13 protein-coding genes are annotated in these 14,474 nt (G+C 63.7%); 3 read left to right on the forward strand and 10 right to left on the reverse strand.

Annotated features, from left to right (window positions below):
* The first annotated feature begins 35 nt into the window (after window positions 1–35).
* Window positions 36–581, forward strand: coding sequence for a YcxB family protein (locus V6M87_RS14275; RefSeq protein ID WP_332877301.1), 546 nt, complete (start codon window positions 36–38; stop codon window positions 579–581).
* Here the strand turns inward: V6M87_RS14275 and V6M87_RS14280 are convergent.
* From V6M87_RS14280 to V6M87_RS14310, 7 genes are all read right to left on the reverse strand, one after another.
* Window positions 578–1,531, reverse strand: coding sequence for a M48 family metallopeptidase (locus V6M87_RS14280; protein ID WP_332877302.1), 954 nt, complete (start codon window positions 1,529–1,531; stop codon window positions 578–580). The two genes, V6M87_RS14275 and V6M87_RS14280, sit on opposite strands and share 4 nt — an antisense overlap.
* Complete coding sequence (locus tag V6M87_RS14285; protein ID WP_332877303.1) at window positions 1,528–2,253, reverse strand: lysophospholipid acyltransferase family protein; 726 nt, start codon at window positions 2,251–2,253, stop codon at window positions 1,528–1,530. The genes V6M87_RS14280 and V6M87_RS14285 overlap by 4 nt, the downstream gene beginning before the upstream one ends.
* Window positions 2,254–2,274: 21 nt before the next feature.
* Window positions 2,275–2,850 carry a D-glycero-beta-D-manno-heptose 1,7-bisphosphate 7-phosphatase gene (gmhB, locus tag V6M87_RS14290; RefSeq protein WP_332877304.1) on the reverse strand — a complete coding sequence of 192 codons (576 nt, stop codon included), beginning with the start codon at window positions 2,848–2,850 and terminating at the stop codon, window positions 2,275–2,277.
* 15 nt (window positions 2,851–2,865) lie between these two features.
* Complete coding sequence (glyS, locus tag V6M87_RS14295; RefSeq protein ID WP_332877305.1) at window positions 2,866–4,953, reverse strand: glycine--tRNA ligase subunit beta; 2,088 nt, start codon at window positions 4,951–4,953, stop codon at window positions 2,866–2,868.
* Between the two features lies 1 nt (window position 4,954).
* Window positions 4,955–5,878, reverse strand: coding sequence for a glycine--tRNA ligase subunit alpha (glyQ, locus tag V6M87_RS14300; protein ID WP_332877306.1), 924 nt, complete (start codon window positions 5,876–5,878; stop codon window positions 4,955–4,957).
* 236 nt (window positions 5,879–6,114) lie between these two features.
* Window positions 6,115–7,665 carry an apolipoprotein N-acyltransferase gene (lnt, locus tag V6M87_RS14305; RefSeq protein WP_332877307.1) on the reverse strand — a complete coding sequence of 517 codons (1,551 nt, stop codon included), beginning with the start codon at window positions 7,663–7,665 and terminating at the stop codon, window positions 6,115–6,117.
* A complete protein-coding gene (locus tag V6M87_RS14310) occupies window positions 7,665–8,543 on the reverse strand; it encodes an HlyC/CorC family transporter (protein WP_332877344.1) in 879 nt (292 codons plus the stop codon). The genes lnt and V6M87_RS14310 overlap by 1 nt, the downstream gene beginning before the upstream one ends.
* A 173-nt stretch (window positions 8,544–8,716) precedes the next feature.
* On the opposite strand from V6M87_RS14310, the gene V6M87_RS14315 reads away from it, so the two are divergent.
* Window positions 8,717–9,178 carry a (2Fe-2S)-binding protein gene (locus tag V6M87_RS14315; RefSeq protein WP_332877308.1) on the forward strand — a complete coding sequence of 154 codons (462 nt, stop codon included), beginning with the start codon at window positions 8,717–8,719 and terminating at the stop codon, window positions 9,176–9,178.
* Window positions 9,175–11,400, forward strand: coding sequence for a xanthine dehydrogenase family protein molybdopterin-binding subunit (locus tag V6M87_RS14320; protein ID WP_332877309.1), 2,226 nt, complete (start codon window positions 9,175–9,177; stop codon window positions 11,398–11,400). Before V6M87_RS14315 ends, V6M87_RS14320 begins: the two co-directional genes overlap by 4 nt.
* A 137-nt stretch (window positions 11,401–11,537) precedes the next feature.
* On the opposite strand, the gene ybeY is transcribed toward V6M87_RS14320, so the two are convergent.
* The 3 genes from ybeY to miaB are packed head-to-tail and all read right to left on the reverse strand — an operon-like array spanning window position 11,538 to window position 14,413.
* A complete protein-coding gene (ybeY, locus tag V6M87_RS14325) occupies window positions 11,538–12,002 on the reverse strand; it encodes an rRNA maturation RNase YbeY (RefSeq protein WP_332877310.1) in 465 nt (154 codons plus the stop codon).
* On the reverse strand, window positions 11,986–13,041 hold the full coding sequence (locus V6M87_RS14330; RefSeq protein WP_332877311.1) for a PhoH family protein: 1,056 nt from the start codon (window positions 13,039–13,041) through the stop codon (window positions 11,986–11,988). Before V6M87_RS14330 ends, ybeY begins: the two co-directional genes overlap by 17 nt.
* Before the next feature lie 7 nt (window positions 13,042–13,048).
* Window positions 13,049–14,413 (reverse strand): tRNA (N6-isopentenyl adenosine(37)-C2)-methylthiotransferase MiaB, encoded by a 1,365-nt coding sequence (miaB, locus tag V6M87_RS14335; RefSeq protein ID WP_332877312.1) that lies wholly within the window; start codon window positions 14,411–14,413, stop codon window positions 13,049–13,051.
* Between the last annotated feature and the right edge of the window lie 61 nt (window positions 14,414–14,474).

Below are 14,474 nucleotides of genomic sequence, written 5' to 3' on the forward strand. Positions count from 1 at the left end.
GCCAGCTTCGTTGTTTCGCCCATGAAGGGGGTCGCATGTTTTCTTTCAAGCACCCCAAGCCGGTTGACAGCCGCCGCCCCGTGGCCACGCTGGTGCAGCGGCACCATTCGCGCACGCTCGAAATCCCCGTCGAAGAAGCTGTCCCGGAAATCGGCGCGCCCGTCTTGACCATTGCCCCGGCGGCAATGGCATTCTCACTGCATTTTCTGGTGCGCTATACGCTCGGTGAATACATCGGCTTCATGTGGCAGCACGCTGGCTGGCTGATTCGCCGCCGCCGTGTAGGGCGCTTCAACGGCGGCTACCTGCGCGTCAAAAGCACCGTCACCGCGGCGCTGCATTTCATCCTGTTGCGGCGCGCCAGCCGCACCTATGAAATGACGATCGATGACCATGGCATCGTGCGCGTCAGCGACCGCGGCGTCACGCTGATCGGATGGGACGATGTGCGCCTGATCCGGCGCTACCGCAACGGTTTCCTGGTGGTGCTCCAGCGCGGCACCTTGCCGATTCCTTACCGCTGCCTCAGCGAAGCCGACATCGCCGCCTTGCGCGGCTTTGCCACGACCTTGCGAGCTTAATCGGCGAACAGTACCGGCATCTCCTGCGAGCGCTTGCGCAGCGCCGCCTTGGCGCCGTCGTAATCCGGATACACCGACGCCACCACGGCCCAGAAGCGCGCGCTGTGGTTCATCTCGCGGATGTGCGCCAGTTCGTGCGCGACGACGTAATCGACCAGCGCCAGCGGATAGTGCACCAGGCGCCAGTTCAGGCGGATATTGCCCTGCACCGTGCACGAACCCCAGCGCGAGCCGGCCGTCGATAGCGCACAGGCCTGGTAGCGCACGCCAAGGCGCGCCGCGTACACGTCGAGGCGATCGACGAACAGGCGCTTTGCTTCGGCCTGGAACCACAGCTTGACGCGTTCCTTGAGCTGCCACTCGGCCAGGCCTGCGACCACGCCCACTTCCAGCACGCGCGTATCCGCATCGAACACGCAATGGCTGCGCGTCGCTTCTTTCAGGCGCAGAGTAATGTCGCCGCCCAGGTAGGGTAGTACAGTGCCGTCGACCCATGCCACGGGGGGCTTGACTTCGCGTTCGGCGCGCCGTTCGCCGCGTTCCTGCAGTTTGGTCAGGATCCAGCGCTGCTTGGCGCGGATGGCGTTGTCGATTTCGGGGAGGGTGACGCGGCGCGGCGCGGTGACGCGCAGCCCGTCGTCGTCGATCATGAAGCCGATCGAGCGCCGTGTGGAGCGGCGCAGCGCATATTCAAGCGAGTGGGCGCCAAGCTGGATGCGGCGCAGCGGCGTGCCGTCGGCGGGCGGCGGTGGCGTGGGCAGCACGAAGCGCGGCAAGGACGGCGGCGCCTTGAACAGCGGCTGCGGCGGCGTGGCCGGCCTTTGCGAAGGCTCGAGTGCGGCAAAAAAATCCTGCGCGAACAGCTCCAGCTGGGGACCGGTCAGTTTGGCCGCAGCTGGTTTATCGGGTGCCGGTTGCGCCGGGGTGAGCAGCGCGCCGGCTTCGCTCAACCACCTTTGTAGGCGTGGGGCGAAATGACGCGCATTTCTGATTCGATCCAATTTTGCACCTCTTGCATCATGCTGTCGGGAGTGTGGCCTTCCGGTGCAATCGGTTTGCCGATCGATACCGTCACCAGCCCGGGACGTTTGATGAAGGATCCCTTGGGCCAGCATTCACCTGAATTATGCGCGATTGGCACCACCAATGCACCAGTTTCGATGGCCAGGCGCGTGCCCCCGCTTTTGTACTTGCCGGCCTGACCGACCGGGATGCGCGTGCCCTCGGGGAACATGATGATCCACTGGCCGTCGGCCAGGCGTTTTTTGCCGTGGGCGACCACGGATTTGAAGGCATTTTTACCTTTTTTACGGTCGATCGGGATCATGCGCAACAGGCCCATCGCCCAGCCGAAAAACGGGATGTACAGGATCTCTTTTTTGAACACGTACACCAGCGGGCGCGGCATGTTCGGCAGCAGGAAAATGGTCTCCCAGGCCGACTGGTGTTTTGACAGCAGGATCACCGGCGCGTCGGGGAAATTCTCGTAGCCCTTGAATTCATAACGGATGCCGCAAATGACCTTGGCGCACCAGATGATGAAGACGTTCCAGCGCGAGGTCACCCAGAAACGCTGGTTGTAGGGCAGGGGCGCGGCCAGAAAACAGACGCAGGCCCAGACCACGGTGGCCACCGCCATGATGACGGTGAAGAGAAGGGAACGCAGGAACATGAACAAAGTTGAAACTCCGAATCAGGAGGGAATGGTGGAAACTGCGGGCGGCTTGGCCGACTGGCGCGCCAGCATGGCCTGGACCATCGTGGCCAGGTCGGGGAAGACTTGGGTGCCGGGTGGCAGGCCGCCGGTTTCGCGCGTCTTTTCGCCCTTGCCGGTCAGGACAAGGTAGGGCAGGCAACCGCTGATGAAGCCGGCCTGCAGGTCGCGCAGCGAATCGCCCACGGTGGGCACGCCGCGCAGGCTGACCTTGAAGCGCTTGGCGATTTCTTCGAACATGCCGGCTTTTGGCTTCCTGCAGTCGCAGTTGTCGATGGCCGCATGCGGGCAAAAGAAAATGGCGTCGATGTCGGCGCCCACCAGCTGCGCGCTGGCGTGCATCTTCTGGTGTATCGCATTGAGCGTGCTCATGTCAAACAGTTCGCGCGCAATTCCCGACTGGTTCGATGCGATGACAACCCGGTAGCCAGCCTGGTTCAGGCGCGCGATGGCTTCCAGGGAGCCTGGAATCGGCACCCATTCGGCTGGCGACTTGATGAACGCGGCCGAGTCCTGGTTGATGACGCCGTCGCGGTCGAGGATGATCAGCTTCATGCGGCTTCCCCTTACTTACGCAGCCAGCTTCGAGATGTCGGCCACGCGGTTGAGCATCCCGTGCAGGGTCGACAGCAGTGCCAGGCGGTTGTTGCGCAAGGCCGGGTCTTCGGCCATCACCATCACGTCGGTGAAGAAGGCGTCCACTTCCACGCGCAGCTGGGCCAGCAATTGCAGCGTGCCGGCAAAGTCGCCTGCGGCGAAGGCGGCATCGACTTGCGGACGCACGCGCTTGACGCCTGCGAACAGATTGCGTTCCGCTTCTTCGACCAGCAGTGCTTCGACCACGTCACCCGGCGCCACATCTGTTTTCTTCAGGATGTTCGTGATGCGCTTGTTGGCTGCAGCCAGCGACGCGCTTTCCGGCAGCGCCGCAAAGGCTTTCACCGCTTCCAGGCGCTGGACGATGTCATCGAGCCGGTCCGGATTCTGGGCCAGCACGGCTTCGACTTCGTTCGGCGCAAAGCCGCGCTCGCGCAGGATACCGCGCAGGCGGTCGAGCATGAAGGTTGCCACTTCGGCGACCGGGCTGACAAACGCTGGCTGACTCGCGAAAGCGGCGGCAGCGTCGGCCAGCAGCACGCTGATCGACAGCGGCAGGCGTTTTTCCAGCAGCATGCGCAGCACGCCCAGCGCGTGGCGGCGCAGCGCGAACGGATCCTTTTCGCCGGTTGGCTGCAGGCCGATCGACCAGATGCCGACCAGGGTTTCGAGCTTGTCGGCCAGTGCGACCGCGGTGCCCGTTTGGGTGGTCGGCAAAGCATCACCGGCAAAGCGCGGCTGGTAATGTTCGGAGGCGGCCAGCGCCACTTCTTCCGGTTCGCCGTCGTGACGCGCGTAGTAGGTGCCCATGATGCCTTGCAGCTCGGGGAATTCACCCACCATGTCGGTCAACAGGTCGGCTTTTGCCAGCTGGGCGCCGCGTTCGGCCAGCGCCACGTCGTAGCCGAGGTGGCGCGCAATCGCGCCGGCAAGCATCGTGACGCGATTGGTGCGGGCAGCCTGCGTGCCGAGCTTGTTGTGATAGACGACGTTTTCCAGCAGCGGCAGGCGCGATGCCAGGGTCTTTTTCTGATCCTGCTCGAAGAAGAACTTGGCGTCGGACAGGCGTGGACGCACCACGCGCTCATTGCCGCCAATGATGTGGCGCGGGTCGTCGGTCGCGATGTTCGAGACGATCAGGAAGCGCGAACGCAGCTTGCCGGCGCTGTCGGTCAGCGCGAAGTATTTCTGGTTGGTCTGCATCGTGAGGATCAGGCATTCCTGCGGCACGGCCAGGAATGCATCCTCGAATGTGCAGGCGTACACCACCGGCCACTCGACCAGCGCGGCCACTTCGTCGAGCAGCGCGTCCGGCATCAGCACTTGGTCGCCGGCTGCCGCTTCCAGCAACTGTTCACGGATGCTTTCGCGACGCGCGGCGGCGCTGGCCATGACGCGGCCGGTGGTTTCCAGGCGGGCCACGTAATCGTCCGCGCTGGCAATCGCAATCGGTTCGCCGTTCGACAGGAAGCGGTGGCCTTGCGTGGTGCGGCCGGCAGTGAGACCGAACAGTGCCAGCGGCAGCACGTCGGCGCCATGCAGCGCGATCAGGCTGCGCACCGGGCGCACGAACTGCACCGAGGCGCCATCCGGGCGCTGGTAAGTCATCACTTTCGGGATCGGCAGCTTGGCCACCGATTCCGCGACCACGTCCTGGATTGACGCGGACAGCGCGCTGCCGGCTGCCGTGTGGCTGTAGAAGAAGCTCTCGGCCTTGCCGTCCTGGGCGCGTTCGAGGTCGGCCACGGTGACGTGGGCAAAGCCCATCGCTGCCAGTTTCTTGGCTAATGGGGCGGTGCCATTGCCGGCGGCGTCCAGCGCCACGGAGACCGGCAGGATCTTGTCGCGCAGTTGTTTATCAGGCGAGGTCGCGCGCACGTTGGTGATCGAGACGGCCAGGCGGCGCGGCGTGGCGTAGGGCGTGGCGACGCTGTCGGCGTCCAGGAAACCGCGTGCGCTCAAGCCGCCCACGATGCCGGAGGCGAACGCCGCGCCCAGTTTGACCAGTGCTTTCGGTGGCAGCTCTTCGGTCTGCAGTTCAATCAGTAAGGTGTGGTTCATATTATTGTGTTCCTGCCGCTGGCAGCATCGGGAAGCCGAGCTTTTCGCGCGATTCGTAATAGGCTTGAGCGACCAGGCGCGACAGCGTGCGCACCCGGCCGATATAGGCCGCGCGTTCAGTCACCGAGATGGCGCCGCGCGCATCGAGCATGTTGAAGCTGTGCGAGGCCTTCATGATCTGTTCGTAGGCCGGCAAGGTCAGCGCCAGTTCGACCAGGCGCTTGGCTTCCGATTCGTGGTTGGCGAATTGGGCGAACAGCAGTTCGGTGTTGGCGTGCTCGAAGTTATAGGTCGACTGCTCGACTTCGTTCTGATGGAAGACATCGCCGTATGAAAGGCTCTTCTTCACCGGAGCGCCGGCCGCACCCTTCTCTTCCCACTCGGTCCACACCAGGTCATACACGTTCTCGACGCCCTGCAGGTACATCGCCAGGCGTTCGATGCCGTAGGTGATCTCGCCCAGCACCGGCTTGCAATCGAGGCCGCCGACCTGCTGGAAGTAGGTGAACTGGGTCACTTCCATCCCGTTCAGCCAGACTTCCCAGCCCAGGCCCCAGGCGCCCAGCGTCGGGCTTTCCCAGTCGTCTTCCACGAAACGCACATCGTTCTGCTGCAAATTCAGACCCAGCGCTTCGAGGGAACCGAGGTACAGCTCGAGGATGTTTTCCGGCGCCGGTTTCAGCACGACCTGGTACTGGTAATAATGCTGCAGGCGGTTCGGGTTAGCGCCATAGCGGCCATCCTTCGGGCGGCGCGATGGCTGCACGTACGCGGCACGCCAGGGCTCCGGGCCGATCGCGCGCAGGAAAGTACCGGTGTGGAACGTGCCGGCGCCGACTTCCATGTCGTACGGCTGGAGCAGGGCGCAGCCTTGCTTGTCCCAGTAGGATTGCAAGGTCAATATGATTTGTTGGAATGTGAGCATCTTGGAGTGGCTGGGCGCACGGGGCGCCGCGAACGCGTTGGGTTTGCTAAATGGCTAATTTTAGCGGGTTTTAGAGGGTGGCTGTGGAGGAATGGTGGATTTGTTGGTACTGCGAAGGGGTTATGGGTTCCCGCCTGCGCGGGAATGACGTATCAAACTTCGTTCGCTTTAAGACCGTCATGCTCGCCACTGGCGAACCTGACTCCCGGCGCAGGCCGGGACCCATACCACGCATACTAAATTGATGACTTTGCATAGCGCCGACCGCTGAACCAGGCACCCACCAAAGCCAGCGCGCCAAGGATCAAAAATCCGAACGAACCAAACCGGATGAACGGCGTCATCCCGGCCATCCCCTGTACCCTGGCACTGAGCACGCCCTGCCCATAAAACGGCAGCTGCGCCGCGATACGGCCCTTGGCATCGATGACTGCGGTCGCGCCGGAATTGGTCGAGCGCAGCATCGGCCGTCCCGTCTCGAGCGAGCGCATTTGCGAAATCTGCAAATGCTGCGGCACGGCCACCGACTCGCCAAACCACGCCAGGTTCGACACATTGAGCAGCATCGTGGCGGGACGATTGGTGCGCAGTTGCGCCGCAATCTCTTCGCCGAACACGTCTTCGTAGCAGATGTTCGGCAATATCAGCTGGTCCTTGACGGCAAACGGCGCCTGCAGCGCGGCGCCGCGGCGGTTGTCGCCCAGCGGGATCTGCATCAGGTTGGTGAACCATTTGAAGCCGTACGGGACGAATTCGCCGAACGGCACCAGGTGGTGCTTGTCGTAGCTGTACGGCTGGCCGGCGCCGGAGAAACCCACCACGCTGTTGGCGTAATCGGTCTCGCTGTTGGCCAGCGGTATGCCCAGCATCAGCGCGCTGCCGCTCTTGACGCTCCAGTCGCGCAGGCCGCCGACGTAACCAGGCGGCAGCGATTGCTCCCAGATCGGGATCGCGGTTTCCGGCGTGGCGATCAGGTCGGCCGGCGCCGCCGTGATCATGGTCTGATAGCGCGCCAGGATGCGCAGCAGGTGCTCGGTATCGAATTTTTCGTCCTGGCGGACATCGCCCTGCAGCAGACGAACCGAGATCGGCGCACCGGAAGGCACGGTCCAGTCGATGGCGCGTAAACCCCAGCCGGCGACCAGCACAACGGCCAGCAAACCGATGGCTGGCAGGCGCCGGCGCTGGGTCAGCAAGGTCAGGCAACCGGCGCAGACGCCGACCAGGATGCCGATGCCGTACACGCCAACCAGCGCCGCGTAGCCACCCAGCGGCGCCGCATTGTGTGCGTAGCCGGAGGAGGCCCAGGGAAACCCGGTGAAGACCCAGCCGCGCATCCACTCCGAGACGCCCCACAGCACTGGCAGGACAATCAAAAAGAACGCGGGCAGGGGCAGCGACCAGCGCTTGCGCAGCCAGGCCGACACGCTGGCCGCGAAGGCGCCGAACAGGCCCATATACAGGCCCAGCAGGCAGATGGCGAGCGCCGCCAGCGGCGCCGAGACGCCGCCGAAGCGGTGAATGGAAATGTACAGCCAGTGCATGCCGGCCACGCACCAGCCGAACCCGAAGGCCCAGCCGATCCAGGCGGCGCGCTGGACCGATGTGCTGCGTCCGACCTGGTAGAAGAAGTAAGCGAGCAGCAGGAACTGCAGCGGCCACCAGCCAAACGGTTCGAACGTGAACAGGCTGGCGCCCCCGGCCAGCGCGGCCAGCAGCAGGCTGGCGGCGCGCGGGCGGGCGCTCAATACGGCAGGCGTCGATTCACGCGGGGCACGACGCAGCATCAATCGTGCTCGTCCTCGGCCAAGGGCAGTTTTTCAACCAGCAGCACGTGGATCTGGCGCGCATCGGCACGCAGCACCTCGAAGCGCAGGTTGTCGATTTCGAACGATTCGCCCTTGTGCGGCATGCGGCCGAGGTGGCTGGCCGCGAGGCCGCCGATGGTGTCGACATCGTCTTCCGGCAGCGCCGTGCCGACTTCCTCGTTGAACTGGGAAATCTCGGTGAGCGCCTTGACGCGCCAGCGCGGGCCCTTCTGGCCTTCCTTGATCGACAGGATGTTGTCTTCTTCCTCGTCGAAATCGTATTCGTCTTCGATGTCGCCGACGATCTGCTCCAACACGTCTTCGATGGTGATCAGGCCGGCCACGCCGCTGTATTCGTCGACGACGATCGCCATGTGATTGTGGTTGGCGCGGAAATCCCGCAGCAGCACGTTCAGGCGTTTCGATTCCGGGATGAAGATGGCCGGGCGCAGCATGTCGCGCACGTCGAACGACTTGTCAGCGTAGTAGCGCAGCAGGTCTTTGGCAAGCAAAATGCCAATCACTTTGTCGCGCTCGCCTTCAATGGCGGGGAAGCGCGAGTGCGCCGTCTCGAGGACGGACGGCAGCCATTCTTCGATGGGTTTACTGATGTCGACTACATCCATTTGCGAGCGCGGCACCATGATGTCGCGCGCGGACAGGTCGGACACCTGAAACACGCCTTCGATCATCGACAGCGCATCGGCGTCGATCAGGTTGCGTTCATGGGCGTCGTGCAGCACATCGAGTAGCTCGGTGCGGTTTTCGGGCTCGGGGGAAATCAGCGCGGTCAGGCGTTCAAACAGCGACCGGTGAGGTTTGGCGTCGGTACGGACGTCATTGGGGTGCTCTGGCATAGTTGGCATGAAGCCCTTGTTACGATGGGGCACAGGATACACCAAAATCGGGTTTGCCTGATTTTTAAGCAGGCCAGCCGCGAACCAGCGTGCGGTTCCGGTTTGTGGCAAGCTTGGAGGATCTCTGTCAGTCAGTTGATTCCGCATTTCTCCGCTACCCCAAAGGAACCGCCATGCCCGCGCTGAACATTAACGGTACTACTACCAATTACGACGTCCCCGACGACATGCCCCTGCTGTGGGTTTTGCGCGACGTGGCGGGCCTGACCGGCACCAAGTTCGGCTGCGGCGTGTCGCTGTGCGGCGCCTGCACCGTGCACCTGGACGGGCAGGCGATCCGGTCCTGCGTGACCCCGGTTTCGGCCGCGGCCGGCAAGGCCATCGTCACCATCGAGGCGGTCGGCAACAGCCCGGTGGGCGCGCGCGTGCAGCAAGCCTGGCGCCAGATCGACGTGGTGCAGTGCGGTTACTGTCAATCGGGGCAGATCATGTCCGCCTGTGCGTTGCTGAGCGCCACGCCCAGTCCCAACGATGCGCAGATCGACAGCGCCATGGCCGGCAATATCTGCCGCTGCGGTACCTACGGGCGGATTCGCGCGGCGATCAAGATTGCAGCGGTGGGAGAGAAAGCATGAAGACGACCGGTCCAGCCAAGGTCGATGAAAATCGGCGCCGTTTCATGACCATCGGCGCGACGGCCGGTGGTGGCCTGCTGTTCGGCTTCTCGCTGTACGGCTGCAACAAGGATGGCGACCGCAAGGCGCCGCCGTCCGAAAAAGCCGTGGGCGCCGCCTCGACCGCGGCCTCGAACCGCGCCCCGGGCCTGGCGCAGAACGCCTTTATCCGCATCGAGCGCGACGGCGTCGTCACGATGGTCGTCCACAAGGTCGAGATGGGGCAGGGCACCTGGACCTCGATGCCGATGCTGCTGGCCGAGGAACTCGGCGTCGACCTCGCCAAGGTCAAGCTGGAGCAAGCCCCCGCCAACAACAATTTGTACAGCGATCCGCTGCTGGGCGGCCAGGTGACCGGCGGCTCGACCTCGGTGCGCGCGGCCTATAAACCCCTGCGCGAAGCGGGCGCCATGGTGCGCGCTGTGCTGGTGCAGGCTGCCGCGGACACCTGGAAGGTGGAGCCGGGCACGCTGGTGGTGGCCGATGGCCGCGTCATCCACGCCGCGTCGAACCGTTCCTTGCACTTCGGCGAACTGGTGGACGCCGCGTCGAAACTGCCGGTGCCGACAAGCGTGAGCCTGAAAAGCCCGGCCGATTTCGCCCTGATCGGCAAATCCCACAAGCGCCTCGATTCAGCCGACAAGGTCAATGGTGCCGCCATGTTCGGCATCGATGCGCGCCTGCCGAACATGGGCATCGCCACTGTGGCGGCGTCGCCGGTCCCCGGCGGCAAGCTCAAGACGGTCGATGAGAAAGCCGCGCTGGCCGTGAAAGGCGTGCGCCAGGTCCTCAAACTCGACAACGCCGTGGCCGTGGTGGCCGACCACATGTGGGCCGCGAAACAGGGTCTGGCCGCAGCGGCCCCGACCTGGGACGACGGCGCCAATGCCGGCGTGACCACAGCCGCCATCGTGGCCGACATGATGAAGGTGTCCGAGGGTAGCGGCGCCATCGCGCGCAACGACGGCGATGCGTTGAAGGGGCTGTCGACCAGCAAACGGCGCATCGACGCGGTCTATGAAATACCGTTTCTGGCGCATGCCACCATGGAGCCGATGAACTGCACGGTCGACCTGCGCGCCGATGGCTGCGACCTGTGGGTGGGCACGCAGGTGCCGGCGCTGGCGCAGGGCGCGACCGCCAAGCTGACCGGCCTGCCGCTCGAGAAGGTCTTCGTCCACAACTATTTTATTGGCGGCGGGTTCGGGCGGCGGCTGGAAGTCGATTACGTGGTGCAGGCGGTGGCGTTTGCGAAGCTGGCGAAAGGCCCCATCAAATTCATCTGGACGCGCGAGGAAGACGTGCAGCACGATATGTACCGCCCGTATTACGTCGACCGCCTGTCGGCCCACCTCGACCAGTTCGGGATGCCGGCGGCCTGGTTTCACCGCGTGACCGGGTCCTCGATCATGGCGCGCTTCGCACCGGGTGCGGTGAAGGATGGCGTCGATCCGGATGCGGTGGAAGGCGCGCGCGAGCTGCAGTACACGATTCCCGACATGCGCGTGGAGTACGTGCGCCACGAACCGCCGGTGGCCACCGCGTTCTGGCGCGGCGTGGGGCCGACGCACAATATTTTTGTGGTCGAAAGTTTTATCGACGAACTGGCGCACGCGGCCAAACAGGACCCGGTGGCGTATCGACGCGCGCTGCTGAAAAAATCGCCACGCATGCTGGCGGTGCTGAATCTGGCGGCCGAAAAATCGGGCTGGGGCCAGCCGCTAAAACCGATTGCGGGGCGCAAGGTGGGGCGCGGCGTGTCGGCGCAGTTTGCGTTTGGCAGCTACATGGCGCAGGTGGCCGATGTGTCAGTGGGGGCGGATGGGGAAGTACGCGTACACCGCGTTGTGTGCGCGGTCGACTGCGGCCAGACCATCAACCCGGACACCATCGTCGCGCAGATGGAAGGCGGGATCGTGTTTGGCGCGTCGGCGGCGCTATGGGGCGCGATCACGCACGACAAGGGCCGTGTGCAGCAGTCGAACTTCGGCGACTACCGCGTCATGCGCATCAACGAGGCGCCGCTGGTGCAGGTGCATATCGTGGCCAGCAAGGATGAACCGGGCGGCATCGGCGAACCGGGGACGGCGGGGATTGCGCCGGCGTTGTCGAATGCGGTGTTTGCGGCGACCGGGAAACGCATCAGGAAGCTGCCGATCGGGGAGCAGTTGAAGAAGGCATAAGTACCAATCGCCTCCAGACCGTCACCCCGGCGAAGGCCGGGGCCCATAGCGCCTTTGAGCAGACATTGCGTGTGCGTTGACGTGTCATGGATCCCCGCCTTCGCGGGGATGACGGTTGCTTAAGCGGGCAGTGCGTGCTATTCGTCGTACGGATTCGGATACCCCAGCGCCTCCAGAATATCCCGCTCCAGGTTTTCCATCTCCCCGGCTTCCTCTTCGTGCTCATGGTCGTAACCCTGGGCATGCAGCACTCCGTGCACCACCAGGTGCGCGGTGTGTTCTTCCACCGTTTTCTTCTGTTCGTCCGCTTCGCGCTGCAGCACGTCGGTGCAAAGGATGATGTCGGCCTGCACCGGCTCGTCGGCGGCCAGCTCTTCGCCTTCGTTGTAGGCAAAGGTCAGCACATTGGTGGCGTAGTCCTTGGCGCGGTAGTCGCGGTTCAGGACTCGCCCCTCGGCCGCATCGACGAAACGGACATTCAGTTCTGCAGGTCCGAGCAGCGCGGCCTGCACCCAGCGCCGCACCTTGGCGCGGGTGGCGATGGTTTCGAGGCGCGCGTCCGGATACTGGACGGTCAGGCTGAGCTTATTTTTTGCGGACATTTTTAGCGGTAGGCAGAGGCGTAATGAGTTCCTGGAGCGAGGCGTCGGCTTCGTACGCGTCGACGATGCGGCCCACCAGCGGATGGCGCACGACGTCCGCGCTGGAGAACTGGGTAAAAGCGATGCCGCGCACGTCTTTCAGCACGTGCATGGCGTCGACCAGGCCCGAGCGCATTGACTTGTGCAGGTCGACCTGGGTGACGTCGCCGGTGACGACGGCCTTGCTGCCGAAGCCGATCCGGGTCAGGAACATTTTCATCTGTTCGACCGTCGTGTTCTGCGCTTCATCGAGGATGACGAACGCATGGTTCAGCGTGCGCCCGCGCATGTAGGCCAGCGGTGCGATTTCGATGACCTGTTTTTCGAACATCTTCTGGGTCCGGTCGAAACCGAGCAGATCGTAGAGCGCATCGTACAGCGGGCGCAGGTACGGGTCGACTTTCGAGGCCAGGTCGCCCGGCAGGAAGCCCAGGCGCTCGCCCGCTTCCACGGCGGGACGGGTCAGGATGATGCGTTTCACGGCGTCGCGTTCAAGCGCATCCACCGCGCAGGCGACGGCGAGATAGGTCTTGCCGGTGCCGGCCGGGCCGACGCCAAAGCTGATGTCGTGGTCCAGCACCGCCTTCAGGTATTCGATCTGGTGCGGGGTGCGGCCGCGCAGGTCGCTGCGGCGGGTTTTTAACGTCGGGCTGACCAGGTCGGAGGCGGCGGCCTGCGGCGCCGGCGCCGAGGGTGCAACTTCGTCGGATGCGCCGGGCGACTTCAGGCCCGAGCGCTGTTCGACCAGCGCAAGTTGCACTTCTTCGATGGGCACGACCTTGTTGGCGACCGCATAGAAGCGTTCCAGGACGCCGACTGCAGCATCCGCATTGGTGCCGCTGACGATGAATTTTTCGCCGCGGCGGAAAATGGTCACGTCCAGCGCCGCCGAAATCTGGCGCAGGTTTTCGTCGAGCGGGCCGCACAGGTGCGCCAGGCGCGTGTTATCGATCGGCTCGGGAATGAAGTAGGACGGCTGGGTAGGGGTTTTGGTTTTCAACTTATTTTCAACTTACTTTCGCAATCGTTTCGGCGTCGGCGACAAGTTCGCCGCGCAAGGTGTAGTTAAAACTTTCGGTGATGCGCACGGTGACGAGCTGACCTACCAGTTCGCCCGGCGCAATCCCGTCGACCGCGAAATTGACCACGCGGTTGTTCTCGGTGCGGCCCTGCAAATCGAGCGGGTCCTTCTTCGACGGCCCTTCGACCAGGATACGCTGCACGGTGCCGACCATGGCCGCACTGTACTTGCGCGTGTTGGCGTCGATGGCGGCCTGCAAGCGCTGCAAACGCGCCAGCTTGACCGCATGCGGCGTGTCGTCCTCCAGGCTGGCGGCCGGGGTGCCGGGGCGCTTGCTGAAGATAAAACTGTAACTGGTGTCGAATCCCACATCTGCAATCAGTTTCATCATCGATTCGAAGTCGGCCTCGGTTTCGCCGGGGAAGCCGACGATGAAATCCGACGAAATGGCCATGTTCGGGCGCACCGCGCGGATGCGCCGGATGATCGATTTGTACTCCAGCGCCGTGTAGCCGCGCTTCATGGCGCCGAGCACCTTGTCGGCGCCGTGCTGCACCGGCAGATACAGGTGATCGACCAGTTGCGGGATCTTCGCGTAGGCGTCGATCAGGCGCTGGTTGAATTCTTTCGGGTGGCTGGTGACGAAGCGGATGCGCTCGACGCCGGGAATCTCGGCTACATATTCAAGCAGCAGCGCGAAATCGGCGATGTCGCCGCCTTCCAGGGTGCCGCGGTAAGCATTCACATTCTGACCCAGCAGCGAGATCTCCTTGACGCCCTGGGCGGCCAGTCCTGCCACTTCGACCAGAATGTCATCGAAGCGGCGCGAAACTTCTTCACCGCGCGTGTAGGGCACGACGCAATAACTGCAGTATTTGCTGCAGCCTTCCATGATCGACACGAAGGCGATCGGGCCGTCGACCTTGGCCGGCGGCAGGTGGTCGAATTTTTCGATTTCCGGGAAGCTGATGTCGACCTGGGCTTCACCGCTCTCCTGCCGCGCGCGCAGCATCTGCGGCAAGCGGTGCAGCGTTTGCGGGCCGAACACCATGTCGACATACGGCGCGCGCTTGACGATCGCGGCGCCTTCCTGCGACGCCACGCAGCCGCCCACGCCGATGACCAGGTCGGGGCGCATCAGTTTCAGTTCTTTCAGGCGGCCCAAGTCGGAAAACACTTTTTCCTGCGCTTTTTCGCGCACGGAACAGGTGTTCAGCAAGATGACGTCGGCGTCCTCGACCGTATTGGTGCGCACCATGCCGTCCGATGCGCCGAGCACGTCCGCCATTTTGTCCGAGTCGTACTCGTTCATCTGGCAACCGAAGGTTTTGATAAATATTTTTTTCTGCATGGAGTGAGAATATAGGCGATGCGTTGACGGGCAAGAGTTTACAGTAAATCGGGCCGGATCG

The organism is Massilia sp. S19_KUP03_FR1, from assembly GCF_036688685.1.
In the GTDB taxonomy this organism is placed as follows: Bacteria; Pseudomonadota; Gammaproteobacteria; order Burkholderiales; family Burkholderiaceae_D; genus JALYUM01.

What these genes read in the sequence shown, in the direction of transcription:
- V6M87_RS14275 (WP_332877301.1), top strand. Translation starts at nt 36, where the DNA reads ATGTTTTCTTTCAAGCACCCCAAGCCGGTTGACAGCCGCCGCCCCGTG.
- V6M87_RS14285 (WP_332877303.1), bottom strand. Translation starts at nt 2,253, where the DNA reads ATGTTCCTGCGTTCCCTTCTCTTCACCGTCATCATGGCGGTGGCCACC.
- gmhB (WP_332877304.1), bottom strand. Translation starts at nt 2,850, where the DNA reads ATGAAGCTGATCATCCTCGACCGCGACGGCGTCATCAACCAGGACTCG.
- glyS (WP_332877305.1), bottom strand. Translation starts at nt 4,953, where the DNA reads ATGAACCACACCTTACTGATTGAACTGCAGACCGAAGAGCTGCCACCG.
- glyQ (WP_332877306.1), bottom strand. Translation starts at nt 5,878, where the DNA reads ATGCTCACATTCCAACAAATCATATTGACCTTGCAATCCTACTGGGAC.
- lnt (WP_332877307.1), bottom strand. Translation starts at nt 7,665, where the DNA reads ATGCTGCGTCGTGCCCCGCGTGAATCGACGCCTGCCGTATTGAGCGCC.
- V6M87_RS14310 (WP_332877344.1), bottom strand. Translation starts at nt 8,543, where the DNA reads ATGCCAGAGCACCCCAATGACGTCCGTACCGACGCCAAACCTCACCGG.
- V6M87_RS14315 (WP_332877308.1), top strand. Translation starts at nt 8,717, where the DNA reads ATGCCCGCGCTGAACATTAACGGTACTACTACCAATTACGACGTCCCC.
- V6M87_RS14320 (WP_332877309.1), top strand. Translation starts at nt 9,175, where the DNA reads ATGAAGACGACCGGTCCAGCCAAGGTCGATGAAAATCGGCGCCGTTTC.
- ybeY (WP_332877310.1), bottom strand. Translation starts at nt 12,002, where the DNA reads ATGTCCGCAAAAAATAAGCTCAGCCTGACCGTCCAGTATCCGGACGCG.
- miaB (WP_332877312.1), bottom strand. Translation starts at nt 14,413, where the DNA reads ATGCAGAAAAAAATATTTATCAAAACCTTCGGTTGCCAGATGAACGAG.